Source organism: Cronobacter sp. EKM101R, assembly GCF_963888145.1.
Classification (GTDB): domain Bacteria; phylum Pseudomonadota; class Gammaproteobacteria; order Enterobacterales; family Enterobacteriaceae; genus Cronobacter; species Cronobacter turicensis.
Window position 1 is genome coordinate 130,378 of sequence record NZ_CAWPHW010000033.1, and the last position, 26,855, is coordinate 157,232.

The 26,855-nt window shown below is 56.8% G+C and carries 22 protein-coding genes, 1 tRNA gene and 1 pseudogene; 7 read left to right on the top strand and 17 right to left on the bottom strand.

The genetic code is table 11. The features are described from left to right. Positions 1 to 122: 122 nt before the first annotated feature. Positions 123 to 2,276, bottom strand: coding sequence for a carbon starvation CstA family protein (locus AACV31_RS15775; protein ID WP_161589474.1), 2,154 nt, complete (start codon positions 2,274 to 2,276; stop codon positions 123 to 125). A gap of 346 nt (positions 2,277 to 2,622) precedes the next feature. On the opposite strand from AACV31_RS15775, the gene cobU reads away from it, so the two are divergent. The 5 genes from cobU to AACV31_RS15800 all read left to right on the top strand — a co-directional run bounded on the left by cobU (position 2,623) and on the right by AACV31_RS15800 (position 8,219). Beyond that, positions 2,623 to 3,162, top strand: a complete 540-nt coding sequence (gene cobU, locus AACV31_RS15780) for a bifunctional adenosylcobinamide kinase/adenosylcobinamide-phosphate guanylyltransferase (protein ID WP_007764102.1) — start codon at positions 2,623 to 2,625, stop codon at positions 3,160 to 3,162. Continuing rightward, the gene (gene cobS / locus AACV31_RS15785; protein ID WP_165155473.1) at positions 3,159 to 3,899 is read left to right on the top strand and encodes an adenosylcobinamide-GDP ribazoletransferase; all 741 of its coding nucleotides are present in this window, start codon (positions 3,159 to 3,161) and stop codon (positions 3,897 to 3,899) included. Before cobU ends, cobS begins: the two co-directional genes overlap by 4 nt. Before the next feature lie 22 nt (positions 3,900 to 3,921). Then, positions 3,922 to 4,980, top strand: coding sequence for a nicotinate-nucleotide--dimethylbenzimidazole phosphoribosyltransferase (cobT, locus tag AACV31_RS15790; protein WP_075198053.1), 1,059 nt, complete (start codon positions 3,922 to 3,924; stop codon positions 4,978 to 4,980). 584 nt (positions 4,981 to 5,564) lie between these two features. Continuing rightward, the gene (locus AACV31_RS15795) at positions 5,565 to 7,511 is read left to right on the top strand and encodes a methyl-accepting chemotaxis protein (RefSeq protein WP_304505125.1); all 1,947 of its coding nucleotides are present in this window, start codon (positions 5,565 to 5,567) and stop codon (positions 7,509 to 7,511) included. Between the two features lie 174 nt (positions 7,512 to 7,685). Continuing rightward, a complete protein-coding gene (locus tag AACV31_RS15800) occupies positions 7,686 to 8,219 on the top strand; it encodes a sterol desaturase family protein (RefSeq protein ID WP_007764092.1) in 534 nt (177 codons plus the stop codon). Here AACV31_RS15800 and crtB read toward each other — a convergent pair. The 10 genes and pseudogenes from crtB to AACV31_RS15850 all read right to left on the bottom strand — a co-directional run. After that, the gene (gene crtB / locus AACV31_RS15805) at positions 8,116 to 9,087 is read right to left on the bottom strand and encodes a 15-cis-phytoene synthase CrtB (RefSeq protein ID WP_165155469.1); all 972 of its coding nucleotides are present in this window, start codon (positions 9,085 to 9,087) and stop codon (positions 8,116 to 8,118) included. The two genes, AACV31_RS15800 and crtB, sit on opposite strands and share 104 nt — an antisense overlap. After that, a complete protein-coding gene (locus AACV31_RS15810) occupies positions 9,084 to 10,562 on the bottom strand; it encodes a phytoene desaturase (RefSeq protein WP_165155467.1) in 1,479 nt (492 codons plus the stop codon). The genes crtB and AACV31_RS15810 overlap by 4 nt, the downstream gene beginning before the upstream one ends. Continuing rightward, positions 10,555 to 11,730, bottom strand: a complete 1,176-nt coding sequence (crtY, locus tag AACV31_RS15815) for a lycopene beta-cyclase CrtY (RefSeq protein WP_165155465.1) — start codon at positions 11,728 to 11,730, stop codon at positions 10,555 to 10,557. The genes AACV31_RS15810 and crtY overlap by 8 nt, the downstream gene beginning before the upstream one ends. Then, on the bottom strand, positions 11,727 to 13,001 hold the full coding sequence (locus AACV31_RS15820; RefSeq protein WP_165155463.1) for a glycosyltransferase: 1,275 nt from the start codon (positions 12,999 to 13,001) through the stop codon (positions 11,727 to 11,729). The genes crtY and AACV31_RS15820 overlap by 4 nt, the downstream gene beginning before the upstream one ends. After that, complete coding sequence (fni, locus tag AACV31_RS15825; protein WP_165155461.1) at positions 12,998 to 14,041, bottom strand: type 2 isopentenyl-diphosphate Delta-isomerase; 1,044 nt, start codon at positions 14,039 to 14,041, stop codon at positions 12,998 to 13,000. Before fni ends, AACV31_RS15820 begins: the two co-directional genes overlap by 4 nt. A gap of 42 nt (positions 14,042 to 14,083) precedes the next feature. Beyond that, positions 14,084 to 14,989, bottom strand: a complete 906-nt coding sequence (locus AACV31_RS15830) for a polyprenyl synthetase family protein (RefSeq protein ID WP_007764088.1) — start codon at positions 14,987 to 14,989, stop codon at positions 14,084 to 14,086. A gap of 260 nt (positions 14,990 to 15,249) precedes the next feature. Further along, the gene (locus AACV31_RS15835; RefSeq protein ID WP_165155459.1) at positions 15,250 to 15,798 is read right to left on the bottom strand and encodes a YtfJ family protein; all 549 of its coding nucleotides are present in this window, start codon (positions 15,796 to 15,798) and stop codon (positions 15,250 to 15,252) included. 468 nt (positions 15,799 to 16,266) lie between these two features. Next, positions 16,267 to 16,692, bottom strand: a complete 426-nt coding sequence (locus AACV31_RS15840) for a hypothetical protein (protein ID WP_165155457.1) — start codon at positions 16,690 to 16,692, stop codon at positions 16,267 to 16,269. Continuing rightward, positions 16,685 to 17,389, bottom strand: coding sequence for a hypothetical protein (locus tag AACV31_RS15845; protein WP_165155455.1), 705 nt, complete (start codon positions 17,387 to 17,389; stop codon positions 16,685 to 16,687). The genes AACV31_RS15840 and AACV31_RS15845 overlap by 8 nt, the downstream gene beginning before the upstream one ends. An 87-nt stretch (positions 17,390 to 17,476) precedes the next feature. Next, positions 17,477 to 17,990, bottom strand: a pseudogene (locus AACV31_RS15850) (phage regulatory CII family protein); the annotation flags it as partial. Positions 17,991 to 18,079: 89 nt separating this feature from the next. Here AACV31_RS15850 and AACV31_RS15860 point away from each other — a divergent pair. Then, positions 18,080 to 18,394, top strand: coding sequence for a hypothetical protein (locus tag AACV31_RS15860; RefSeq protein WP_165155291.1), 315 nt, complete (start codon positions 18,080 to 18,082; stop codon positions 18,392 to 18,394). Positions 18,395 to 19,315: 921 nt separating this feature from the next. On the opposite strand, the gene AACV31_RS15865 is transcribed toward AACV31_RS15860, so the two are convergent. Together AACV31_RS15865 and AACV31_RS15870 are read right to left on the bottom strand one after the other, a co-directional pair. Beyond that, a complete protein-coding gene (locus tag AACV31_RS15865; RefSeq protein WP_165155453.1) occupies positions 19,316 to 20,731 on the bottom strand; it encodes a PIN-like domain-containing protein in 1,416 nt (471 codons plus the stop codon). A 307-nt stretch (positions 20,732 to 21,038) separates the two neighbouring features. Further along, positions 21,039 to 21,114 (bottom strand) — tRNA-Ile (locus tag AACV31_RS15870). A 125-nt stretch (positions 21,115 to 21,239) separates the two neighbouring features. Here AACV31_RS15870 and mug point away from each other — a divergent pair. Then, on the top strand, positions 21,240 to 21,746 hold the full coding sequence (gene mug / locus AACV31_RS15875) for a G/U mismatch-specific DNA glycosylase (RefSeq protein ID WP_007764082.1): 507 nt from the start codon (positions 21,240 to 21,242) through the stop codon (positions 21,744 to 21,746). 52 nt (positions 21,747 to 21,798) lie between these two features. Here mug and AACV31_RS15880 read toward each other — a convergent pair whose 3' ends face one another. The 4 genes from AACV31_RS15880 to rpsU all read right to left on the bottom strand — a co-directional run bounded on the left by AACV31_RS15880 (position 21,799) and on the right by rpsU (position 26,616). Then, entirely contained in the window at positions 21,799 to 22,218 is a 420-nt protein-coding gene (locus tag AACV31_RS15880) for a hypothetical protein (RefSeq protein WP_007764079.1), read from the bottom strand. A 240-nt stretch (positions 22,219 to 22,458) separates the two neighbouring features. After that, positions 22,459 to 24,303 carry an RNA polymerase sigma factor RpoD gene (gene rpoD, locus AACV31_RS15885; protein WP_007764076.1) on the bottom strand — a complete coding sequence of 615 codons (1,845 nt, stop codon included), beginning with the start codon at positions 24,301 to 24,303 and terminating at the stop codon, positions 22,459 to 22,461. Positions 24,304 to 24,542: 239 nt separating this feature from the next. Beyond that, positions 24,543 to 26,288, bottom strand: a complete 1,746-nt coding sequence (gene dnaG, locus AACV31_RS15890) for a DNA primase (RefSeq protein ID WP_165155451.1) — start codon at positions 26,286 to 26,288, stop codon at positions 24,543 to 24,545. A 112-nt stretch (positions 26,289 to 26,400) separates the two neighbouring features. Beyond that, on the bottom strand, positions 26,401 to 26,616 hold the full coding sequence (rpsU, locus tag AACV31_RS15895; RefSeq protein ID WP_001144069.1) for a 30S ribosomal protein S21: 216 nt from the start codon (positions 26,614 to 26,616) through the stop codon (positions 26,401 to 26,403). Positions 26,617 to 26,855 lie beyond the last annotated feature (239 nt).

Here is a 26,855-nt window from a genome sequence, read left to right on the forward strand (position 1 = left end):
GAATCCGCGCCTGTGCGGCGGGTGCGCTCCGCGTAACCACCCTACACAACAAATGAATCTGTTAAATGTAGGGCGGGTAAGCATTGCGCACCCGCCGTTTACAGGCCGAACCCGCCGTCAACTCAATGGTGTGACGACGTTTTCACGCCGCCTTCCGGCACTGGTACATAAGGCGTTTCTTTCGCGCAGGGCTGCGCTGAACGACGCGCCTTCATCACGGTGCGAACGCCGTAGAAAATGATGCTGTACACCACCACCAGGAACAGAATGCTCAGGCCCGCGTTGGTGTAGTTGTTAATAACGATATGGTGCATGTTGGCTACCTGCTGCTCGGTCAGCTCCGCGCCGCCTGCGGCGATACGCGTTTTGTACTCGTTCGCCATGTAGAAGAAGCCTTCCATCTGCGGGTTATCGCTAAAGAGCTTCATCCCGAGCGCCCAGGTGGTGCAGATAAGCAGCCACACCGCAGGCACCACGGTCACCCACACATAACGGGTGCGCTTCATCTTCACCAGCACCACGGTCGCCAGCACCAGCGCCACGGCGGCCAGCATCTGGTTAGAGATGCCGAACAGCGGCCACAGGCTCTTCACGCCGCCAAGCGGGTCGACCACGCCCTGGTAGAGCAGATACCCCCACAGGCCGACGCAGCCCGCGGTGCCGACGATACCCGCCACCAGCGAATCGGTTTTCTTCAGGAACGGCACAAAGTTACCCACCAGATCCTGGAACATAAAGCGGCCTGAACGGGTGCCGGCGTCGAGCGCGGTCAGGATAAACAGCGCCTCGAACAGGATCCCGAAGTGATACCAGAAGCCCATATCCGCGGCCGGGATGATTTTGTGGAACACGTGCGCGATACCGACCGCCAGCGTCGGCGCGCCGCCCGCGCGGTTCAGTACAGACGGTTCGCCGATATCTTTGGCGGTCTGCATGATCTGCTCAGGTGTTATCACAAAGCCCCAGGCGCTCACGGTCGCTGCCGCATGGGTAGACACATCTTTCAGCTGCGCCAGGATCAGCGGCGCGTTATCGGTGCCCAGCTCATGCAGGTTCGGCATCGTAATGCCAAGCCCGGCGGGCGGGGTATTCATCGCGAAATAGAGACCCGGTTCGATGATAGAGGCCGCCACCAGCGCCATTACGGCGACGAAGGATTCCATCAGCATCGCGCCATAGCCGATAAAGCGCGCGTCGGTTTCGTTCGCCAGCAGTTTCGGCGTAGTGCCGGAGGCGATCAGCGCATGGAAGCCGGAGACCGCGCCGCAGGCAATCGTAATAAACAGGAACGGGAACAGCGCGCCTTTCCACAGCGGCCCGGTGCCGTCGATGTACTGCGTCACGGCTGGCATTTTCAGTTCCGGGTTGAGGATCAGAATGCCCACCGCCAGGCCGACAATGACGCCGATTTTCAGGAACGTCGCCAGGTAGTCGCGCGGCGCCAGAATCAGCCACACCGGCAGCAGGGCGGAGACAAACGCGTAACCCACCAGCGCGTAGGTGATAGTGGTGTCTTTAAAGGTCAGCGCCGGGCCCCAGTACGGGTCGGCTGCGATCACGCCGCCAAACCAGATAGACGCTACCAGCAGCACCACGCCAATGACCGACACTTCACCCACCCGGCCCGGGCGCAGAAAGCGCATGTAAATGCCCATAAACAGCGCGATCGGCACCGTCGAGCAGACGGTAAAGACGCCCCACGGGCTCTCCGCCAGCGCTTTGACGACAATCAGCGCCAGCACCGCCAGGATGATAATCATGATCAAGAAGCAGCCAAACAGCGCGATGGTGCCTGGCACCGGCCCCATCTCCTCTTTGATCATCTCGCCAAGCGAGGCGCCGTTACGACGCGAGGAGATAAACAGTACCATGAAATCCTGCACCGCGCCCGCCAGCACCACGCCTGCGAGCAGCCACAGCGTGCCGGGCAGATAACCCATCTGCGCGGCCAGCACCGGGCCGACCAGCGGCCCCGCGCCCGCGATAGCGGCGAAATGGTGGCCGAACAGCACGTAGCGGTTGGTGGGCACATAGTTCAGCCCGTCGTTATTAATCACCGCCGGGGTCGCGCGCGTAGGGTCGAGCTTCATCACGCGGCTGGCGATATACAGGCTGTAGTAGCGATAAGCCACCAGGTAGACGGAGACCGAGGCCACCACAATCCACAAGGCGCTGATACTCTCGCCGCGGCGTAGCGCCACCACGGCAAGGCAAAAGGCCCCGAGAACGCCAAGAAGCGCCCAGGGCAGATGTTTCATTACTGTTTTTTTGTCCATAGAAAACCTGCTTGTCAGACAGAGATAAAACCGGCTGTGACGAACATCCCTGGCGGCGCAGACGGCGGATAACCAAAAGATCTAAAACGCGCTTAATGATGACAAAACGCGCAGGCGGCCTGGAAAGGGCTTCAACGAGCGGTAACATAGCGGGGCGAACGGTCATATAGCGCAGCGAGCGGTTCGCCAGCGCCATGAGCGGCGCAGGTTTTGTGACGCCAGTCACGGGCGGCAAGCCGCGCGGCAGAAGAGGTCGGGCTGGCGCTCGCGGCACGCAGTGATAGAGTGCTGACGAGGATTATCAAAGCGATACCTACGCTCAGAAACATTTTCAGGAGAGGCGGCAATGATACTGATTACCGGCGGGGCGCGTTGCGGCAAGAGTCGTCACGCGCAGCAGCTCGCCGAACAAGCAGGCGCGCGCGTGCTCTACATCGCCACGTCGCAGGTAATGGATGATGAAATGGCGCAGCGGGTGGCGCATCATCAGGCGTCGCGCCCGGCGCACTGGCGCACGCTGGAGACCTGGCGCGACCTGCCGCAGGCGATAGACGACGCGCCGGAGCCGGTTGTGCTTATCGAGTGCGTCACCACCTGGATAACTAACCTGCTGTTTGCGAAGGCGGGCGAGACGCCGGAGGAGACATGGGATTACGCGGCGCTCGAAGCTTACATCGTGCAGCACGTTACAGCGCTGACTGACGCCTGCGCGCGAAGCCACGCGCAGGTCATTATCGTCACTAATGAAGTGGGGATGGGCATCGTGCCGGAGAATCGTCTGGCGCGGCATTTTCGTGATATCGCCGGGCGCGTGAATCAGCAACTGGCGCAGGCTGCCAGCGAGCTCTGGCTGGTTATTTCAGGGACAGGAGTCAAAATAAAATGATACGTCTTTTTTGCGCGACGCTTGCGTTCATGAGCCGTCTGCCGGTGCCCGAGCGCTGGTCGCGCGGTCTGGCGGTGGAGAACTACGTGCGCGGTATCGTCACGTTTCCACTGGTGGGACTGCTGCTCGGCGCTATCGCCGGGCTTGGGTTTCTGGCGCTCGCGCCCTGGTGCGGCACGCCGCTTGCCGCTTTCGCCGCCGTGCTGCTGCTGGCGCTGCTCACCGGCGGGTTTCATCTCGACGGCCTGGCGGACACCTGTGACGGCGTGTTTTCCGCCAGAACGCGCGAGCGCAAGCTGGAAATTATGCGCGACAGCCGCCTTGGCACACACGGCGGGCTGGGCCTGTTTTTCGTGCTGCTCGGTAAAGTGCTGGTGATAAACGAGCTTGCGGTACGCGGCCACGCGATGCTGCCAGCCCTGGCCGCCGCCTGTGTGGCCGGGCGCGCCGCCGTCACGCTGCTGATGTATCGCCAGCGTTACGCACGCGAGGACGGGCTCGGCAATCTTTTTATCGGCAAAGTCACGGGCCGCCAGAGCGCGGTCACACTGTGCCTCGGCGCGCTGCTCTGCCTGCTGCTGATCCCTGATGGCGGCGTGTGGGCGTATCTGGTGACGCTCGTTGCGGTTTTTGCGCTGGCGCAGGCGATAAAGCGCACGCTCGGCGGCCAGACCGGCGATACGCTTGGCGCCGCGATTGAGCTTGGCGAACTGATTTTCCTGCTGGCGCTGCTGTAGCGTCCTGACGCGAGATATTCCCATGAACGAACTGGCTTCCCTTATCGCCGCCATTCCTGCTCCCGATCGCGCGCTGGCGCAGGCGGCGCAGCATCACCTTGACGGCCTGGTGAAGCCCGTCGGCAGCCTCGGGCGTCTTGAGCGGCTGGCGGTACAGCTCGCCGCTATGCCGGGGCTTGGCGGGCGCGTGGAGGTAAAAGAGAAAGCCATCGTGGTGATGTGCGCCGATCACGGCGTGCATGAAGAGGGCATTACGGTAGCGCCGCAGGTAGTAACGGCGCTGCAGGCGCAGAACATGCTGCGGCGCAACACCGGCGTCTGCGTGCTGGCGGCGAGCGCGGGCGCGCAGGTTCATGTGGTGGATATCGGCATTAACAGCGATCCGCTGCCGGGCCTGACCGTGATGAAGCTGGCGCGCGGCAGCGGGAATATCGCGCGCGGCCCGGCGATGCCCCGCGAGCAGGCGCTGCATCTGCTGCTGGAGAGCGCGCGGTTTACGCAAGCGCTCGCCGAACGCGGCGTGCGGCTCTTTGGGGTGGGGGAGCTTGGCATGGGCAATACCACGGCGGCGAGCGCGATGGTCAGCGTGCTGACGGGGCGCGACCCGGAAGAGGTCGTCGGTATCGGCGCGAACTTTCCGCAGGCGTCGCTGCCGCACAAAGTCGATGTTGTGCGCCGCGCGCTGGCGGTCAACCAGCCTGTGGCAGACGACGGGCTGGATGTGCTCGCGAAAGTGGGCGGCTACGATCTGGTGGGGATGGCGGGCGTGATGCTTGGCGCTGCCTCGTGCGGGCTGCCGGTTGTGCTGGATGGGTTTCTCTCTTACGCCTCGGCGCTGGCGGCGTGCCGTATTGCGCCCGCGCTGCATGACTACCTTATCGCCTCGCACGTCTCTGCCGAAAAGGGCGCGCAGGCGGCGTTGCAGGCGCTGGGACTGGAGCCGTTTTTACATATGGAGATGCGCCTCGGTGAGGGCAGCGGCGCGGCGCTGGCAATGCCGCTCATGGATGCGGCCTGCGCGATTTACCAGCACATGGGCACGCTGGCGCAAAGCGACATTGTGCTTCCCGCGAATAATTAATCTGTCCGCAGGGATACCATGCGGAATAATGAAATGGTTTCCTGTCGTTAATATATTGCCTGGTTGATTAATGATACATGATATATTTTGACGGCGATCACCTTTTGTCTGTGATACCGGTATCACGGTCAATTCTGGTGAACCCACCCTGTGTGCGGCGCACATACGTAAAAACAGGCGTCATTATTAACTGCTGCTAAATACGTTTTAAGTATGAGTTAATTAAAAGGCGGGTGTGCTAAAAAATTTATAAAAATAAAACACGCTAATAATCAATGGATTAAAAAGCTACCTGAAAATGAAGAGTAATCTGCGACAAAAATTTGCGTTAAAAAGAAAATCCATTTTGACTGATTTATGAACAATGAATTGCGTTTAAGTCTCTACTTTTGCGCTTAATTACACATGTGATAATATTTTTTTAACATATATTATGTGTTTTACCCGTCCGCTATATTCAGATCATTTCAAACTTATTGAATTTTTTTGACGTTGTTCCCGCGCCGCGCTCGCTAAAGGATCATTCTTTCACTGACGATAAACAGTTAAACAATTTTTATCATTTTAATGTGATGGTGAATGCAATGGCTTTAGTGACGTCGTTTGGCGAGAAAGTGAATAACCTCAGCGTCGGCAAAAAGCTGACGTCGGGTTTTATTATCGTGTTGTGCATTATGTTGTTAATTGCCGGCGCCGGGATTTATGGCTTCCGCCAGGTGGATGAAAACGCCCGTAAAGAAACGCTCACCGTCAGTATCGTCACCTCCCTGAACGAAGCGCGTATTAACCGCACGCTGTTTCAGCTCACCGGCGATGAAAAATATGCCGGGCTGAATGCGAATGCGCTGCATCAGGTAGAGACAGAACTCGCTTCGCTGTCGCAGTTTAATATGGATACCGAAGGGCGTACCCGGTTTGCCGCCATGGAAACCAATCTGCAAAGCTATCTGAAGGTACGCGATACATACATCCAGACGCTGCGCCAGCGCAATACGCTGGCCGCCGATCTGCATGAACAGTGGCCGTCGCAGTTTATCGACCAGGCATCGATGTACAGCGAACAGGCTGACGCCAGCCCGCAGGCGGCGGCGCTGTCCGCGCGTCTCGCTACAAAGGCGCAGCAGGTGCAGAGCGTCGTTGACGCGCTGGTTATCCGCGGCGATCGTGAAACGCTGAATAAACTGAACGAGCTGCTGAGCAGTATCGACACGACCGCCTCGCTGCTTGGCACCAGCACCCGCGATACGCCGCTTCCGTGGCTCTCCGCATTGACCGATCATACCCGTACGCTGCACAGCAGCGCCGCGCTGTTTGTTTCGGCGTCAGGCGAACAGCAGGCGCAGTCGACCGCGCTTAGCACGGCTGCTACCACGCTCAATGAAACGGTGGCCGAATTCCATGAATTTCGCAAAATGCGCATGGCGAAATCCATTACCCATGTTGAAACGCTGATGCTCGGCGGCACGCTGGCAGGCGTCCTGTTTGGGCTGCTGGTTGCGGCATTTATCACCCGCAATATCACGCGCCCGCTGCGTGAAACGTTAGATGTGGCGAACCGCATCGCGCAGGGCGATCTGACCGTTACCGTCTCTTCTTTGCGCCGCGACGAACCGGGCCTGCTGATGCAGGCGGTCGGCACCATGAACGACAGCCTGAAAAGCATCATTACCCGCGTGCGTCACGGCGTGGATAACGTTTCGCGCGCGTCGTCGGAAATCGCCGCCGGGAATATCGATCTCTCATCGCGCACCGAAGAACAGTCCGCCGCTGTGGTACAGACCGCCGCGAGCATGGAAGAGCTGACCTCGACCGTGAAAGAAACCGCCGGTAACGCCCAGCAGGCGAGCCAGCTGGCGGCGCAGGCTTCCTCCAACGCCGATCGCGGCGGGAAAGTCGTGAACGAAGTGGTCGAGACGATGCGCAACATCCAGGCAAGCTCCGGGAAAATCGCCGATATCATCAGCGTCATTAACGGTATCGCTTTCCAGACCAACATCCTGGCGCTGAACGCCGCCGTGGAAGCCGCGCGCGCTGGCGAGCAGGGCCGCGGGTTTGCCGTGGTGGCGGGTGAAGTCCGCACGCTGGCAAGCCGCAGCGCCACGGCCGCCAAAGAGATTGGCGCGCTTATCACTGAAGCGAACCAGCGCGTTGAAAACGGCGCACTGCTGGTGGCGAGCGCAGGCGAGGCGATGGAAGATATCGTCGGCTCCGTCGCCCAGGTGCGTGAGATTATGGATGAGATTGCCCGCGCCTGTACGGAACAGAGCCGCGGCATCGCCCAGATTGGCCAGGCGATGTCGGAAATGGACACCACGACCCAGCAGAACGCCGCGCTGGTAGAGGAGTCGTCCGCGGCAGCCTCGTCGCTCGAAGAGCAGGCGCGTGAACTGGAGCAGATGGTCGCCATCTTTGATGTCGGCACCAGCGCGCCGCGCCGTTCGGCGCTCGCCGCCGCCCCTGTCGCCATCACTGCGCCTGCGCCCAAAGCGCTCGCCGTAGCAGGCGGCCAGGGCGACTGGGAACACTTTTAAGCGTCACCCAGGCACACATTAACCCCGGCAAGCCGGGGTTTTTTATTCTCCGGGCCAGGGCGGCGAAACCCCGACATCGCCGCCTGGGTTGCTATACTCTCTGGGTTGCGGCGCGAATAGCGCTTACATTTCCCGGCAACAGGACGTTCCCTTCAACCGGGCCCAGGAGAGATTATGATTGTGCTGTATAACGTGGCGATCGTGTTGCTGACGGTCGCGGCGATGGAAGTCGTGGCGGCGCTGACGCACAAATATGTGATGCATGGCTGGGGTTGGGGCTGGCACCTTTCCCACCATTCGCCGCGCAAAGGGTGGTTTGAAGTCAACGATCTCTATGCGGTGGTGTTTGCGGGCGTGGCGATTTTGCTTATCGCGCTCGGCGCAGGCGGGCGCTGGCCGCTACAGTGGATTGGCGCCGGGATGACGCTTTACGGCGCGCTTTACTTTATTGTGCATGACGGGCTGGTTCACCAGCGCTGGCCGTTTCGCTACGTGCCGCGCCGGGGTTACCTGAAGCGGCTCTATCTGGCGCACCGGCTGCATCACGCGGTGCGCGGTCGCGAAGGCTGCGTCTCCTTTGGTTTTCTCTACGCGCCGCCGGTGGCTAAGCTGCAGGCGGTGTTGCGTGAGCGTAACGGTCGTCCTGCGCGTGCGGCCGCTGCCAGAGCGCCGAAGGACGAGGCGACGACGCCGCGCCGCGAGAGCTGACGGCCATTGCGGCGCCTTTCGCCAGCAGGGCCAGTTTCTCGGCCTTGCTGGTGCCCTGACGCTTATCCCACGCGTTGACGCCCGCGCGTTTCACCTTCACGCCAATCTCCCGGTAGACCCCATGCGCGGTGGCGATAGCCCAGGCGCTGCGCAGCGGCAGTCCGGCAAGCCCGGCACGCGCCGAGGCGTAATACGGCTCCGCTTCTTCCACCAGCCGCGCGGCGAGACGCGCCAGCGCCGGGCGGTGCGCGCGGTCTGCCAGCGTGTCAGCGCGCAGTCCTTCTTCTTTAAGCCACGCTTCAGGCAGATAACAGCGCCCGATGGCGGCATCCTCGACAATATCCCGCGCAATGTTAGTGAGCTGAAACGCGAGGCCCAGATCGCAGGCGCGATCCAGCACGGCCTCATCGCGCACGCCCATCACGCGCGCCATCATCAGCCCCACTACGCCCGCCACGTGATAGCAGTAGCGCAGCGTGTCATCAAAGGTGTGATAGCGCTCGTCGCGCACGTCCATCACGAAACCTTCCAGATGATCGAGCGCCAGCGCGGGCGGGATCTGATGTTCCAGCGCGACCTCCTGAAATGCGGCGAAATTCGGCTCGCGCATCGGTTTGCCTGCGTAAGCTTCAAGCGTCAGCGCGCGCAGCAGGGCGATGCGCGCCTGTGGGGTGTCGGTGGGCGCATCCGTCGCTGTAAAACCGAGCGTCTGGCCGTCGGTGACGTCATCGCAGTGGCGGCACCAGGCGTAGAGCATCAGCGCGCTGCGCCGGGTTTTCGCATCGAACAGTTTCGAGGCGGTGGCAAAGCTTTTCGAGCCTGCCTCGATGGTTTCAGTCGCGTGCGTCAGCAGCGGTTTGTCACTCATGCATGCCCCTCCAGCATCAGCCCGGCGGTGGCCTTCGCCGAGCCGATAACCCCCGGAATACCCGCGCCGGGGTGGGTGCCCGCGCCGACTAAATAGAGGTTATCGATGCGGCTGTCGCGGTTATGCGGGCGGAACCAGGCGCTCTGGGTGAGGATAGGCTCCACCGAAAACGCCGAGCCATGATAAGCGCCGAGCTGGTCGCGGAAATCGAACGGCGTGAACATGCGGTGCGTCACCAGTTGATCGCGAAGGCCCGGCATGTAGTGCTGCTCCAGGTAGTCGAAAATCCGATCGCGCAGGCGCGGGCCTTCGACATCCCAGTTCAGGTTCGCGGTGCCGAGGTGCGGCACCGGCGCCAGCACGTAATAGCTACCGCAGCCTGGCGGGGCCAGCGACGGATCGGTGACGCACGGCGCGTGCAGATAGAGCGAAAAGTCGTCCGCGAGCGAGTCGCGTTTAAAAATGTCTTCAATCAGCCCTTTATAGCGCGGCCCGAAGCAGACGGTGTGATGCGCCAGCTGGCTATGGTGGTGATTAAGCCCGAAATAGAGCACAAACAGCGAGTTGCTCATGCGCTTGCGGCGCAGCGAGGCCGCCTGCGAGACGCCGCGCGGATGATGGCCCAGCAGATGGCTATAGGTGTGCACCACATCGGCATTCGACGCCACGGCGCGCGCGGGAATGCGTCGCCCGTCGGCGAGCGTCACGCCGCTGATTTTGTCGCCCTGAGTGTCGAGGCGCGTGACTTTGGCGTTAAGTTCGATTTCGCCGCCCAGATCGGTGAACAGCTTCACCAGTCCCTGCACCAGCGCGCCGGTGCCGCCGCGGGCGAACCAGACGCCCCACTGGCGCTCCAGCGCGTGGATAAGCGTATAGATAGAGGACGTCGCGAACGGGTTGCCGCCCACCAGCAGCGAGTGGAAAGAGAACGCCTGGCGCAGATGATCGTCCTGGATAAACTTCGACACCATGCCGTAGACGCTGCGCCAGGCCTGAAGGCGCGCCAGCTGCGGCCCCGCGCGCAACATATCGCGAAACGAGAGGAATGGCACTGCGCCAAGCTTCAGATAGCCTTCTTTAAACACCGCCTGTGAATATGCCAGGAACTGACGATAGCCTTCGACGTCGCGCGGGTTAAAGCGGGCGATTTGCGCCTCAAGGCTCGCCTGATCGTTGTCGTAGTTAAACACCTGGCCGTTCTCCCAGCACAGGCGGTAGAACGGCGTGACGGGTAAAAGATCAACATAATCGGCGATGTTTTTACCGGCAAGCGTGAACAGCTCTTCAATAGCCGAGGGATCGGTGATAACCGTCGGACCGGCGTCAAAAGTAAACCCCTGATCCTCATAGACATACGCTCGGCCGCCGGGTTTATCGCGCTGCTCAAGCAATAAGGTGGGCACGCCCGCCGCCTGTAAGCGGATAGCCAGGGCCAGGCCGCCAAAGCCGGACCCGATAACAACAGTTTTAGTCATGATGAAAAGCTCGCAGCCGGGGAGTTTGCTTTAGCACGGCCTGCATGGCTTCGCCCACCGGTACCGGGGGTTTGCCTGTCAGCAGTCGCGCCATATCCATTGGGGTCAGTCGTCCGGCGTAAAACCGGGCGATAAGCCCCGCATTCAGTCCATAAAAGCGCTGCATCACCTGCCAGCGTCGGTCCGGTTTTCCGGCCAGAAACAGCATCCGGTTCAGCAGACGGAAAAAGCGCTGACGCCGCCACTGGCGCTGCGCGTAATCTGCCGTAAGCCCATACAGTGCCGCTGACGACGCAGGCGGCTGTGCGGCGATAAGGTCGGCAAGCGTTGCCGCGTGCGGCAGCGAATAGCCGGTCGTCGCGTGAAACAGCCCGGCGCGCAGGCCAGCGCGTGGCACACCCTGCGCTTCGCGCCATAACGCCTGCGGCGCGCCGGTGAGCGTAATCGGCAGGTTGCCGCGCTCCTCACGCTCAAGCGTCGCAAGCCGCCAGCCCTGCGCGCGGGCATAACTGGCGATATTCTCCCGCGCGCGGTCGGGATCGAGCGTGGCGCTGTCGATGTAGTGGGTATCTTCTATCAGTAAGGCATCGGGCGTGAGCGGCAGCGTGTATACAAACCGGTAGCCGCCCTGCTGCGCCACGGTGGCGTCCATCAGGACAGGGCGCGTCAGGCCGTGGGGCGCGGCAAGCTGCCACTGCTGGCCGAGAAACGCCTGCTGGCCGACGGTGAGATGCGGGCTTGCCTGCCAGCCGCGGCCATCGATAACCGCGCGGGCGTGCAGCGTGCGCCCGTCGCTAAGCGTCACGCGTTGCGGCGTCAGGCTTGCCACCGGCGCGTTGCGCCAGAGGCGCTCGCCCAGCGTCTCCTGCAATACCTGAGCGAAACGCTCAGACGTAATGCTGTAGTAGCCGCCATCAAGCGTGCGCGTCAGCGCCGGGAAGCGCACCTCGTAGCCATCCCAGCGGTGCGCCACCAGCGGCGTGAGCCAGGCGTGCTGTTCGGCCGTGAGATCCGCCCCGTGAAATGACCAGGTGTGATTGCCGCCGGGCGCGTCGCCCGCCTCCAGCATCAGCACATTGAGCGCCGGTTGCAGCGCGCGCAGGCGCAGGGCGATAAGCCCGTTTGCCAGACCGCCGCCCGCCAGAATCAGATCCCATTGCGTCGTCATGAGGGGGCCTGAGCGAAAACAGGGCGGCGCTCGTCCAGCGCCTGTTCGGTAATCTGCGCCGCACGGACAGCGCCGCCCGCCTGCGCCAGCGCGCGCTGCATGGCGGCAAGACGCGTGCGGGCGTTGGTGTCGCCAAGCAGCGTTTTCAGCTTGCGGGCGAAAGTATGGCGTCCGGCGAAGCGCGAGACGCGCTGCCCGATGCCGCAGTGCTCTACCCGCGCCGCCACGCCGGGCTGATCGAACGCCAGCGGCACCACTAACAGCGGCGTGGCGCTGGCGATGGCGTCCATCACCGTATTCAGCCCGCCGTGAGTAATAACCGCCTGCGACTGGCTGAGCGCCAGCGGCTGATCGGTAAATCCGGTCACCTGCGTGGCGCCGCTGGCCGTCAGCGCTTTCGCCTGGGCGTCATTCAGACCGCCGCAGTGCGCCACCAGCAGCTCGACATCTGCGTCGCGGCAGGCGCGGGCGATGGTGCGGAACAGCCCGTAGCGATGCCCCTGTAACGTGCCGAGCGAGGCGAAGACGCGCGGGCGCGCCGTATCCTGCGCCGTTTCCGCGACCGGCGGCAACGGGGGGCGCAGCGGGCCGACCGCATGAAAGCAGGGCGGCGGCGCGTGACGCGGGAAATCGAGCGCGCTGAGCGTCTGGCTGATTTGCGCCAGCGGCGAGAGGCAGTCATGCAGGCCGCGGCGGGGCGACAGCCCAAAGCGCTGCGCGTGGTGGGCAATCACTTTCCCCTGACGCCCCATCAGCCAGTCGTGCACCTGCTGGCTGGTCTGGTAAATTTTGCGGGCGCGCGGCGTTTGCGCATAACGAAACGGCATCACCGGCAACGGCAGGCCCGCCTCGCGGTTGACCGGCAGGGCGCAGGCGACCGAGACGAACGGCAGCCCCAGCGCGTCGGCGACGATACCGCCTGCCGCTTCCATCTGATCGACGATTAGCCCATCCACGCCAAGGCGCGTCAGCGCGTCGGGCAGTTCCCGGCACAGCATATCGGTGGTGCGCGCCAGATCGTTAATCAGGCTTAAGATGGCCGGGCCGCCGGGATGGGCGGTCAGGCGTAAGGTGCGGGCGAGACTGCCGGGCGGATGGCTCGCTTCGCCCACCGGATAAAAACCGATGCGCGGATCGTCAAGCAGCGTGCGGGCCTCGGCCTGCTGAATAAAGGTGATGCGGTGCCCGCGCGCGATAAGCGCCTGCGCGAGCGCCTGCATGGCATGAACGTGGCTGTATAGCGGCGGCGTGATGACGGCGTAGTGGCTCATTCCTCATCCCCGGCGCGCACCAGCCGTGCTTCCCGCAGCGCGCTGAGGCTGGCGCTGCCGGTACAGAAACAGGCGACCCGCAACTGCTCAATCACCACCGCGAAATGATCCAGTACGGCGCTGGTGGACGTCGTCGCGCTGCCGAGCACCGCCGCGGCCTGGCCGACCAGGGTCGCGCCCATGGCGAGCGCTTTGGCGGCGTCGATGCCATCGCGAATACCGCCGGAGGCGATAAGCGGCATTGACGGAAACGCCTGATGTATCTGGCGCAGCGCCTGGGCCGTGGGAATGCCCCAGTCGGCGAAGGCCATCGCCACGTTGCGCGCATGCGTACTGGCGGCGCGTTCGCCTTCGACCGCGGCCCAGCTGGTGCCGCCTGCGCCTGCCACATCCAGCATCGCGACGCCCACCTCTTTAAGCTGGCGCGCCACCGGCACCGAGAGCCCGGCGCCGACTTCTTTCACCACCACCGGCACGGGCAGGGCGTTTACGACGCGCTCAATCGCCGCCAGCACGCCGCGCCAGTCGCGATCGCCGCCGGTCTGGAGCGCCTCCTGCAATGGATTGAGATGAATAATGAGCGCATCCGCCTCCACCATATCGACGGCGCGCCGGGCGTAATCGAGCCCCTGAAGGCTGCCTATCTGCGCGGCCCCGAGATTCGCCAGCAGCGGGATATCCGGCGCGTACTGGCGCAGCTCTCCCGTCAGCCCCCAGTTATCTTCGCTCTCCAGCGCCACGCGTTGCGAGCCGACGCCCATCGCCAGCCCCAGCGTCTGCGCCGCTTCGGCGAGATGCCGGTTAATATCGCTCGCGCGCCGCGCGCCGCCGGTCATGGAGCTAATCAGGAGCGGCGCTTTCATCGCGCGGCCAAACAGGCGGGTGCTGAGATCGATGTCGTCGAGCGAGAGCTCCGGCAGCGCGCAGTGCTCGAAGCGCCACTGTTCAAAGCCGGTGCGAACAGTCTGTTTAGCCCGCTCCGGGTGCAGCACGATATCCAGATGATCGTTCTTGCGTTGGCTCAGTTCCATGTCCTTCATTCATACTCCAGTAACAGTCGCTGTCGGCGGCATGGCGCGCGTTCAGCCAAACATGGCCAGCTGTTTATCAAACCAGGCGTACATAAAACGGCGGGTGGACGCGCCGCGTGAACAGGCGCCGGCGAGATGTTCGTCGGCGCGCAGCAGGTGATCGCGCAGGCGCTGATGCACCGCCTCCGGGCCGAGCATCGCCACCAGCGTCGATTTTCCTGCGTCTTTGTTGATGTCTTTGCCGGTATTGCTCAGGCCGTCCGCCAGATCGTCAAGCAACTGGAACGCCTGGCCGAGATGGCGCGAAAACTCGCGCAGCTTGTGGCGTACTGAAGCGGAAGCGCCTGCGGCGATGGCGGCGATTTGCAGCGTGGCGTCAAAGAGCACGCTGGTTTTGAGATCGTTGGTCGCGAGTATCGCCTCGGCGCTGCGGGCCTGATTGCCTTCGCTGAGATCGCGAAATTGCCCCTGCACCAGCCCCTGCAACCCGACGGCGCTGGAAAGCTCGCTGACCGCCTGGGTTTTGCAGCTATCGGATAACGGGCTTGCCTGCGCGATGACGCCGAATGCGCGGCTGAGCAACGCGACCGCCGCGAGGATCGCCACGCTTTCGCCATACTGGCGGTGGATGGTCGGTTTACCGCGGCGCAGTAGCGCATTATCCATACACGGAATGTCGTCCAGCATCAGCGAGGCGGCGTGCACCATCTCCACGGCGCAGGCGAGATCCATCAGCGCAGGCTGGCTGGCATCGCAGCCGAGATCGCACGCCGTGAGGATAAGCAGCAGCGGGCGCACCCGCTTACCGGGCGTCAGCGCGCCTTCGCGCATCGCGGCGCAGACCAGATCGCGCTCCTGGCCCGGCGGCAGAAGCTCGTCAAGGCGGGTTTGCAGCGCATCGTGCAGCGCCTGCAATTCGATTTCCTGCCCTGAAGATGTCACGGCGTTAGCGTTCATGTTAAGGCCTCTGGTGGTGTCCGTTATCGCTGTGGAATGGGAGAAATTGAAAGCGCAACTGCGCGCGCGTGCCGCCCTCAGGCGTGCAACAGACGTCGCGTCAGGCGAAATGTGGGATTTTTTGTGTCTGAACAACTGATTATCTTCACGGTCAACTTTCCGGGTGCTTTCTTAAAAAGCGTAGCGTAATCCCGAAAAATTTCTTCGGCTAACCCCAACGTGGCACAAAACTTTACATTTCTGTGCCGCGTTGTACAGGTTTATGTGAGCAGCGAGCGCAGCAGCGTCATGACCTGGCGCACTTCATCCGCCGTGAGCGCGCCATCTTTGGCGAAGCGAATGCGGCCGTCTTTATCCAGTACCACCACGGCTGAACCGCCCGGCTGAAGCCGCCAGGCGCGCTGCACCGCGCCTGTGCCGTCGAGCACGAAGATAGAGGAAGGGTACTCTTTTTTGGTGCTTTCCAGACTGCGGCGCACAAAGATGGCGCTGCCTGGAATGGCATCGTCAGTGTTGATTATCGTGGTGGCCAGAAATTTATCTGCCGGCAGACGGGCCGACGCGATGGCGTCGCTGATGCCTTTATTCAGATCTTTCGCCGAGAGCCTGCCCGCCACATGCAGCACAAGCCCCACCTTGCCGCTGAGCCGCGCGCTGTTCCAGTCGCGATAATCTATCTCGCCCTGATTAAGCGTCAGTTCGCCGCGCTCATCCACGCCGACCGGCGCCACCCGTTCTCCTTGCGCCAGATTATGCGCGCAGGCGAAAAAGGGCAGCAGAGTGCAGATGAGCAGTAACGGACGCAGCATGGGAAATCCTCAGCATAGGGAAGTTGGGAAAAGTGTAGTGGAGATTGCCCGGTTGGGTTGGAAAGGGGGGCGGAGCGTGACACCACTTTTTTCTGATGAGGGAGGCTCTGGGCTCGGCTGAATGAACCTGTTGAGGCGCGTGTCGATGTTAAAGGTGAAGGGACAGGGCTAAATGCTGCGTGCGAGTAGTGAGGTTATATTTTTTTATTCCAGGTTTTATTTAGGCTTGCAGGCATTTTTAAAAGGCCATCATAAATAAAAGCCACCAGCAGGTGGCTCCGGTATTACCAGCTGAGTTCTTGATTATTGACGAGGCATGTCGTGTCTTCGTGCAGGCAAATAACATCACTGTAGTTTGCAATAGTGATGAGGTTCACTCCTGAGCATGCGTTAGATGGAATGAAGCGCTTTGGGCATAAAAAAGCCGCTTTCAGCGGCTATATATTTACGCCTTGAATGGCTTGTCTGTTACGAAAAATCGTTTACTACCTGAACGATGACCATGTTCTCTCCTGGAGGAGTGTTAACATACACGGTCTCTTGAGGATCGCTGCCACGCCAGCAAGTCGCTTCGATATCACATTTTTCTTGTTTCTTAAGTCCTTTTTTTAAAAGGTACTCATCAACCTTCGTGGTATCCATAGTGCCATAAAATTTAATAACGTTTACATGTGAGGCGGGCCCGCTTACGTTAATGAAACTAAATTCATATTTTTCAGAAATCCTTGGCATTTCCTGCAAAATGGCGGGCGTATAGAAGCTGTATTCGCGAGAGTCCTTTTCGGTGTAATAGGCACTCTCTGCAAACTCCATTTTTATGAAGGGAATTGCGTAAATGATCAAGCCGCATAACAACACTATCAGGCTTATAAGGATTTTAGTCTTTTTATGCATAAGGCAGGTTGCCCCCTTTTGCTTTATCCATGTAATTGCCATTCATAGTGTTGATTTTAACAATACCTGAGCGGAAATCATTCCAGGGCATGATGGTACGCATGAAGCTGGGGAGATACCCTTTATGAGGCTTAGCATTACGAAAACGCTCCGGATCCGGGAAAAGCCAAGGAGTGAAGCCTTTATTTTTCCAGTCACCTACTTTTCCATAGTAATCCCAGCGCATTAATGCAGCCTCTTTGCTGACAGGACGCAGCAAATCAAAAGGATTCTGTATCGATACTACCCGGTAGAAACCCAACAAATCAGAAACCAAATCCTCGCCGCTGAAACCACTATCAGTAAAGAGACTGATCATGAAGGAATCCTGAAGCCCTTCAAACCTCTTTGCTAAAGCCATCATCATTGCAAGGGCAATACTCAACCGCTCGTTATACGTCCGACCACTTTTTATAGTCCACTTAAGAAATTTCCCCATTTTCATGGTTCTGGTGGGATCAACCATCGATTGGGAATAGGTTACGTCATATTCTTTTTGCCCTGAGGCTTCACCTGCCTCTAACTGCGCCAATAGTTTCCGTATGTCATTACCCTGAGCATGTCCTAAATCAATCCAGCCCAGAACTTCTGTATAGATCAGCCCGTATTTCAGACTGGCGCTGAGCCTACCATCCACTATATCTTCACGCTTACTCATCCTTAACCCTCTCCTTTCGAGGCGGCACTAAACCAGATGATATCCAGCGGCAGATGCATCTTGAAAGCTTGCCACTGACAAAACAGATTATGACCATCCAGGCCAGGTTTCATTTTGGGGCTGCAACATACGTTCCTGCAACCGTCCTTTTCGGTAGATAAGCAATGTCCCAGAACCCAGCGCCAGACTGCTACCTCTTTGCAGGGCATCAATTTCCAGATCGCTGCCATCAAAACCACGTTTTTGCAGCTCTATCGTTAATCGTCGGCGGATTCCCCCCGTACAGTTATTGACAGAACTTCAAGGGGCGGCTTCGCCGCCAGAAAAACCAGCCTCCGCTGACGCTTCGGCCAACTTCGGCTCCTTCGCCCATTTCACCAGGCGCGTGGCGGCTTCCGAACCGTGAGCATGCGGGGGTGTAGATACTCTGAACACGCTGCACATCTTCGCCGTATTCGTTGCCCTTCTCGGTGATTACATAAGCAAGACGCACAATGAGAGCCTCGGTGTAATCAGTGATCGCTATGAGTTCAGAAAGCGTTAATTGATGAGGCTGTGCCGGGTTAAGTTTGTGGCGCAATGTTGCCGGATGCATACCAACGGCGTTCGCAATAATAACTTGATGAAACCTTTGTTAAGAAACGGTTTTAAGCTAGCGTTATGTTTATATGTACAGTATTTTTTTGGCGAATGGATTCGTTAGGGCAGTTTGAGAATCTGGAGCGTATTGAGCTAATAGCCAAATATTTTTGTGTTGAAGAAAGTAGCGCCAGAGAGTGGCAGATTGCTTTGTTATGGATAAATGAACTTGTGGAAACGATGCGGCATGGCGTTAACACGCTGCAAATGATGCTGGATACCATCGACCTGCTGGCACAGCTGGCCAGCCAGTGCGCCAGCCATTCACACCCCGGCACCGGCGGGCCCACCACTGCCGCCGCATTCAGCCAGACGGCAGCGCAGTCGACACAGACCCGCAGCCGGTACGAAAGCATCATTGCCTGACCCGACAATATGCCCGCCATGCGCGAGCTTTTTTATATCCGTCATTAACCCACCCAGAACGCACCACAGCGCCCGCAGCGCGCAAACTACCCACGTCCCACCCTTGAAACAGATCCCGCCCGCCTCGTTGCGCTGACGCAGCCACAGCCCCACAAAATAAAACGTTCGCAGACAAAAACGGCACTACACCGCACCCGCCTGCGGGTTTTGGATCGCAAAAATTTTTCAGTTTTGTTTTTTTACAAATGATATGGCCAGACCGCGCCAGCGCTGGGGCTCTGCGATGAAAGCGAAACTGAAAAGATTGAAAAGAATTTCACTTTTTTTCAGTAAAAAGGATCTCTGATGTTTCAGATGAGGTTCATAACCTACAGAAATTAAAAGAATTTTTTGATTTTATGCGAAAAGAAAGGATCTGCGATGTCAGGTTATAACGGGGCGCGAGAAACCATCAAACCCAGAGCTGGCGCGGCCCGGCGATGAAAAGGCTGTTACCGCGTGACTGAAAAAATGCGCATGGCATATACTGTGTTTATATGCAGTTAAATATTCAGCAGGGGGTTATATGGGGCGGCTGGCAATAAGCGGGGCGCTTTTTATTTTTAAAAAGTGAGGGGAGAAAGTGGAGCCGTGGGAATCTGAAACCTGTAACAGCGGGCCTGATCATCGTTTTGCATTTTGACCACGAGCTGGATGGTAGGAGATTAGTTATTTAGTACAAAAACCAAGGATGGTGGATAAATGTACATCACCGATACGGTTTTCACTGTTGAGTTAGCAAGTTAGAGAGCAGTTTATCATCACATATTGCGAAAAAATGGAGGTGATTGGCGCAAAGATACGAACTCAAAAAATTCTGCATTCGTATCTATAGCCTTTGATTGCTCTTTGTAAAAAAATTTATACTATGCGCTAAATATTTTAAATGCCTGGTTTGAACTCATAGCTTAACAAAGCTTCAGCATAAGCGTTTGATTTTTCCAAGGAAACACAAGCATTTTTTAATTCTTCAAGCGTAGCGATGAGATCAGAGTTATCTTTAAAGTCACTTGGTAGTGCTTTTTGATATACGGCATTAAGTTTTTTGTATGGCAACAATGCTTGAACTCTATCCTTTCTAAGGTCATTTAAACAGTCATGGAACTCATTTATGAAGGGATGATTTGGCATGTCTTTGATTAAGTTTTTTAAATGGGCAGCGCTACTTAGAACTGAATTATTTAAGGTTGTAAAAACTGAAAGATAGGCCGCAATTTGGCTGAAAAGAACATCAGATTTTTTTAAGAGATCAAAATCTATATCATCAACAGGGTTTCGAGTTATTGTTATAAATTTTGGTTGGTTCATTCCATCATTAAAACCATTTAAATAATATGCATTTTCTTTTTCAGAGGATGAGTGGAAATGATAACCTTCCATTGCTACATTTGTTAACTCTTTAACATCTTGTAGTGACTCATCACTAACTTTTATATCATTAAGGTAAGATTGAGCCTCTTTAAGAAAAGTAAGTTGGTTCATTAGCTTAAAGTTATCTATATTAGAAATGGTGCATATCTCAGTTTTGAGTGACTCTAAAGGACCATGTGTTTTTCCAGAGTGTTTAAACCACCAGTCTTCTTTATTGTCATCAGTAATAAAAATGACATTTTTTATGTTTTCTGTTTTCGCTTTATTAATGATTTCTTTCCAAAGATAAAGGTCACCAAACTTATTTTGAAATCTAACACTGCAAAAATGTGTAGTATCACTTTTTACACTATCACTAAATCCGGGTGGGATCTTATTTGCGTATCGAATTTCTCCTTCTTTATCTATTTCATCAATTGTTTGTTGGTCAGGAACATTTCCAATATTATCTTTTATGATTTCATCAATACTCGCGCGAATAAAGTCATGCTGAGAGATTTTTTCTTTATTTTCTATCCTTAACAAAATCTTGTCATTGATAAATTCATCTATTGTAGTTTTTAAACTTTTTTGAAGTAATTGAATGTCATCGTTAAGAGATTTATTCAAGTGTTTTTTAACGCTACCCAAAATATCTTTTGTATGAGTTTTTTCTAATTCTGTTTTTATTTTTTTTAGGCTGGCTATGCTGTCTTCAATCGCGATTCTTCTGTTTCTTTGATATTCTAATGCAACTTGAAAAGGAAGCCAGATATTCGATGAAATGGCCCTCATGACATCGAGTATTTGTTCGCGAGTAGAATCCTCACAGCGATAGAGGTTAAGTAAACAATTGGTGTCAAAAATGAAAATTGTCGCCTCGGAAAGCCATATCTCTTTTAATGTATCTTCAGGAACACTATAAAATCCGGGAAATTTTAATTTCATTTCAATTCCATTTTTAGAAAAAATAAATAAAAAAGAAATTTACAAATTGTGAGAGCCATTAGTATGAATTGCGATGCAAACTTGAAAGCTCGAATCTTTCTTACCTTCGAGCGTGACAACTCGTACACTACACACTTTAAAATGCCATCTCAAAATCAATACAACAAGTATCCTGATTATAGCTTCATGGATAGCAGAGTTCACTAGGCGTACAAGCTTGTGAGACACTTTTGCGACATCCAGCACGTTACAAAGAAAAAGCCACCCTTGATTGGTGGCTTAATTATTTGATTTTAAAGCTAAAATTTGGTGGCCCCTGTTGGGTTTGAACCAACGACCAAGCGATTATGAGTCGCCTGCTCTAACCACTGAGCTAAGGGGCCGTGGCGCTGGATTATAAAGTAACTGGCGATGCCAATCCAGTCTCGGTGTCGCGGCTGCTGAATTTGTAAGCAAGCGCGGCGTAAGGCTTTATACTTTACAGATCCGAGAGTTAACGGGAGAGGACATGATCAACGATATTCTTGAGCCGGGCTTGCGCGTGGTCTTTTGTGGGATCAATCCGGGAAAGTCGTCCGCACATACGGGTTTTCACTTCGCGCATCCTGGCAATCGCTTCTGGAAAGTTATCCATCTGGCGGGGTTCACGGATCGCCAGTTGAAGCCTGAGGAAGAGCGGCATCTGCTGGATACGCGCTGCGGCATTACGAAGCTGGTGGAGCGCCCCACGGTGCAGGCGAACGAAGTGGACGTAAAAGAGCTGCACGAAGGCGGGCGTAATCTGGTTAAAAAAATCGAAGATTTCCAGCCGGACGCGCTCGCGGTGCTGGGCAAAAAAGCGTACGAGCAGGCGTTCAGCCAGCGCGGCGTTAAATGGGGTAAACAGAATCTGAAAATCGGCAAAACAGAGATTTGGGTGCTGCCTAACCCGAGCGGGCTGAATCGCGCCTCGCTGGATAAACTGGTGGAAGCCTACCGGGAGCTGGATGAGGCGCTGGTGGCGCGCGGCAGATAGCATAACGGCGCAGCCTGCGCCGCGCCGTTATCGTCTCAAGAGGGCAGGTGGCTCAGCCGCCGGCCTGTTCAATAATCAACTTACCGAGCGACGACTGGATGCGGAAGCAGAGCGTCTTGATTTGCGACTGATACATCGTGATGACGATGTCGTTCAGCTCCGGCGTCATCCCGTCTTTAAGCGCCAGATATTTACCCGATCTCGCGGATAACGCATCCATTTCGGCGGCGTAACGGCTGTAGGTTTTCGGGCCGTAATGTTTGAGCGCGTCGAGCTCTTTACGGCAGGTCGCCATGCTGTTGGTGCTTTCAGAGGCAGCGGCGAAAGGTTTGCTTTCAGGCGCCTGTTGCGCAGGCTGCGAGGCGGCGACCGGAGCGGGCGCTGGCGCGAGTGGCGTTACCTGGCTTTTTGGCGGCTGACTGGCGCATCCGGCCAGTAAAACGCATGTCATGAATAACAGCGACTTGTTCATCCCGGGTCCTTGCAAAGTTATCAACGCGACGGTTCATTTTTATACGCAAAATCTCCCAGCAAATTACGCAGAATTCATATCTGTGACAAATTGTTTTTTCTGATTAATCCACGCACATCACGGCAATTTATCGCCGCACGCCAGTTTGTTGAAAAGAACGGCGAAAACACCGCCACAGCTATTTCTGCCGCCAATAAAAAAGCCCTCCGGAGAGGGCTTTTTAAACGCGCTGCCAGACGATTAATCGTCCAGGAAGCTGCGCAGCACTTCAGAACGGCTTGGGTGACGCAGCTTACGCAGCGCCTTCGCTTCGATCTGACGGATACGTTCGCGGGTAACGTCGAACTGTTTGCCCACTTCTTCCAGCGTGTGGTCGGTATTCATGTCGATACCGAAACGCATACGCAGCACTTTCGCTTCACGCGCGGTGAGGCCGGCCAGCACGTCGTGCGTCGCCGCACGCAGGCTTTCGGTGGTCGCGGAGTCCAGTGGCAGCTCGAGGGTGGTATCCTCGATGAAATCGCCCAGATGCGAATCTTCATCGTCGCCGATCGGCGTTTCCATGGAGATAGGCTCTTTGGCGATTTTCAGCACCTTACGGATTTTGTCTTCCGGCATCAGCATGCGCTCGGCCAGCTCTTCCGGCGTCGGCTCGCGGCCCATCTCTTGCAGCATCTGGCGGGAGATACGATTGAGCTTGTTGATGGTCTCAATCATATGCACCGGAATACGAATGGTGCGCGCCTGATCCGCGATAGAGCGGGTGATAGCCTGACGGATCCACCAGGTGGCGTAGGTGGAGAATTTATAGCCGCGGCGGTATTCGAACTTATCTACCGCTTTCATCAGGCCGATGTTGCCTTCCTGAATCAGATCGAGGAACTGCAGACCGCGGTTGGTGTATTTCTTGGCGATAGAAATAACCAGACGCAAGTTTGCTTCAACCATCTCTTTCTTCGCACGACGGGCTTTCGCTTCGCCGATAGACATGCGACGGTTGATATCTTTAACCTGCTCGATAGTCAGGCCGGTTTCTTCTTCGATCTGCTGCAGTTTTTGCAGGCTGCGGTGAACATCATCCGCCACGTCGTGGAGCTTTTCAGACCACGGTTTGTTCATGGCGATAGCCGCGTTAAACCAGGTTTCGCTGGTTTCGTTGCCGGTGAAGAGGGTGATGAAGTTCTTCTTCGGCATTTTGCACTGTTCAACGCACATCTTCATGATGATACGTTCCTGGGTACGCACGCGGTCCATCATGGTACGCATACTGTTCACCAGGTAATCGAACTGTTTCGGCACCAGGCGGAACTGTTTAAACACTTCAGAAAGCTTCAGGATCTCTTCCTGAGACGCCGCGTTGCTGCGGCCTTTCGCTTTGATGGTGTCGCGGGTCACTTCGTACTGGGTACGCAGTTCGCCGAATTTCTCGCGGGCCAGTTCCGGATCGATGCTGTTGTCGTCGTCGCTGCTGTCGTCGTCAGACTCTTCGTCTTCATCTTCGTCATCATCCATCTCTTCCTGAGAGAGTTCAGAGCCGACGTGCGTTGCGGTAGGCGCCAGATCTTCTTCGGCGTTCGGATCGACAAAGCCCGTGATCAGATCGGAAAGACGCGCTTCGCCCGCTTCAACGCGATCGTACTGCTCCAGCAGATAGGTGATCGCTTCCGGGTATTCGGCGACGGAACACTGAACCTGGTTGATACCGTCTTCGATGCGTTTAGCGATGTCAATTTCGCCTTCGCGGGTCAACAGTTCAACGGTACCCATTTCACGCATGTACATACGAACCGGGTCAGTGGTGCGCCCGATTTCAGATTCAACGCTTGAGAGCACCTGGGCCGCAGCTTCTTCCGCGTCTTCGTCGGTGCTGTTGGAATTTTCAGCAAGCAACAGATCGTCGGCGTCCGGCGCTTCTTCCATCACCTGGATGCCCATGTCGTTAATCATTTGGATGATGTCTTCGATCTGATCGGAGTCGACGATATCTTCCGGCAGATGGTCATTGACCTCGGCATAGGTCAGATAGCCCTGCTCCTTACCACGGGTGACAAGAAGCTTAAGCTGTGACTGCGGGTTTTGCTCCATAAGACGGTATCCACACTTATTTCATGAGGTTGGTGTCGGTAGGCGTTGCCGCCAACAATAACGTATGCCCCGGGTTTCATATCACAACATGTTGCAAGCGACGGCGTCTCTTGAGTGCCTGAACGCTTCGACAGCGATATCAATCCACAGGGCGGTGCGGGCTGTTTTATTATTGCCGCTGCCCGGCAGTGCGGCTCTCGGGTGCACCCGATCGTCAATCGGCAATTAAGCCGCGGAATTTATTTCTTTGCGCGCGCTTCGGTTATGATGCGCACTTCTTCGCGCTCCGCCGCGCTAAGTCCCTGAGTGCGCGAGCGGGCGATTAGTTCTGTTAGTCTCAACTCCAGCACCGAATCAAACATATGGTCCAGCGCGTCGGTGAACGTTTTCTCTGCGATATCCTTATCTGCTATATCGTCCCACGTTGAGAGTTTTTCAAGGGTAGCGGCTTCTTTTGTACCGCGATAATGTTCGAGCAACTGCCCGGTGGTCAGACCAGGCTGCGAAAGACAAGTATTAACCAGCTCGGTAAAGAGCTCCAGTCCTGGCAGCTTTGTTTCGTCTAACGCCGCCAGAGAGGGCACTAATGGCGCCAGCTCAGGATTCTGGACTAATAATCCTATCAGTATACGCATGGTTGTACGCTTTAGCGTCGGCGCAGGCCGCGTTTGCGAATTATCTGCCTGACGCGTCATCAACCGCTCAAGCTGGCTGTCATCCAGAATACCGAGCTTGTTACCTAACTCCTGCCGCAGATAAATGCGCAGCGTTTCGCCAGGCACCTGACTGATTAACGGCAGCGCCAGCGTGCTGAGCTGCGCGCGCCCGTCCGGCGTGCTCAAATCCACCTGCGGCAGCAGGCTATTGAACAGAAACGTGGAGAGCGGCTGAGCCTGCTCCATACGCGCCTCGAACGCCGCTTTGCCTTCCTGGCGAACCAGCGTATCCGGGTCTTCGCCATCGGGCAGAAACATAAAGCGTAGCTGACGTCCGTCCGTCATGTAAGGCAATGCGGTTTCCAGCGCGCGCCACGCGGCGCTTCTGCCTGCTCTGTCGCCGTCGTAACAGCAAATCACGGTGTTCGTGGCGCGAAAGAGCATCTGAATATGCTCTGCCGTGGTCGCGGTGCCGAGCGAGGCGACCGCATAGTTTATGTCGTACTGCGACAGCGCCACGACGTCCATATAGCCTTCCACTACCAGAAGGCGCGGCGGATTCGGGTCGCTTTGCTGCACTTCATAAAGGCCATACAGCTGGCGGCCCTTATGGAAAATATCGGTTTCCGGGGAGTTTAAGTATTTCGGCAGCGCATCGCCTAACACGCGGCCGCCAAAGCCTATCACTCGCCCGCGCTTGTCGCGGATGGGGAACATCACCCGCTCGCGAAAGCGGTCGTAACTGCGGCCGTTATCGTTGGTCACCAGCATGCCGGCGTCGATAAGCGACTTGCGGTTTTCGCTGTTGTTGCCAAAACGCTTGAGCGCGTTGTCCCAACCCGGCGGCGCATAGCCAATCGCGAAACGTTCAATGACCGAGTCGCTCAGCCCGCGTTTTGCGAGATAGTGCCGCGCCGGTTCGCCGCTCTGCGCTTGTAACGCCTGACGATAAAAACCGTTCAGCCCGTCCAGCAACTCATAGAGCGTTTGCCGCTGATGACGCTCAATTTGCGTCGGCCCGCTACCCGCTTCGAACGGCACTTCCAGATTATGCATCGCCGCCAGCTCTTCGACGGTCTCGACGAATTCGAGCTTGTCGTAATTCATCAGGAAGTCGATAGCGTTGCCGTGCGCGCCGCAACCGAAGCAGTGATAAAACTGTTTTTCGCCGTTTACGGTGAAAGAGGGGGTTTTTTCATTATGGAAGGGACAGCACGCGTGGTAGTTCTTGCCCTGCTTCTTGAGCTTTACCCGTGCGTCTATCAGGTCGACGATATCGGTGCGAGCCAGCAGATCATTGATAAAGACACGTGGGATTCGTCCAGCCATAAGCCCCGTTTTTATCAGCCCATAAACGAGAATAAGCCGCGCATTCCTTTCGGAAGCACGGCCTCTACAACTACTACTCTGTCTGTTTCAGGGGAGGATATCCCCTGAGGAATTAGTACAGACGAGTACGGCGTGCGTTTTCGCGAGCCAGTTTCTTCGCGTGACGTTTCACTGCGGAAGCTTTGGCGCGTTTACGTTCGGTAGTCGGTTTTTCATAGAATTCACGACGACGAACTTCCGCCAGAACACCCGCTTTCTCGCAGGAACGTTTGAAGCGACGCAGTGCTACGTCGAACGGCTCGTTTTCACGTACTTTAATTACCGGCATGTGCCTCTCACCTTTGATTAATTCGGTTCTGCTGGCATCAGATAGCCAGCTTATTTCAAAATGGTGCGGAATTTTACTGCAACTGCTGCTGCTTTGTAAAGCACCGCCAGGACCAGAAACGCGGTTTTTGTGCGGTCTATTCCAGGGGCACGCATTATACACTATCTGGTCGCCTGGGTTGAGCAAAGTTTTACATCGGCAGCCGTTGGCCCTACACTGCGCGGCAGGCGAGAGAGGTA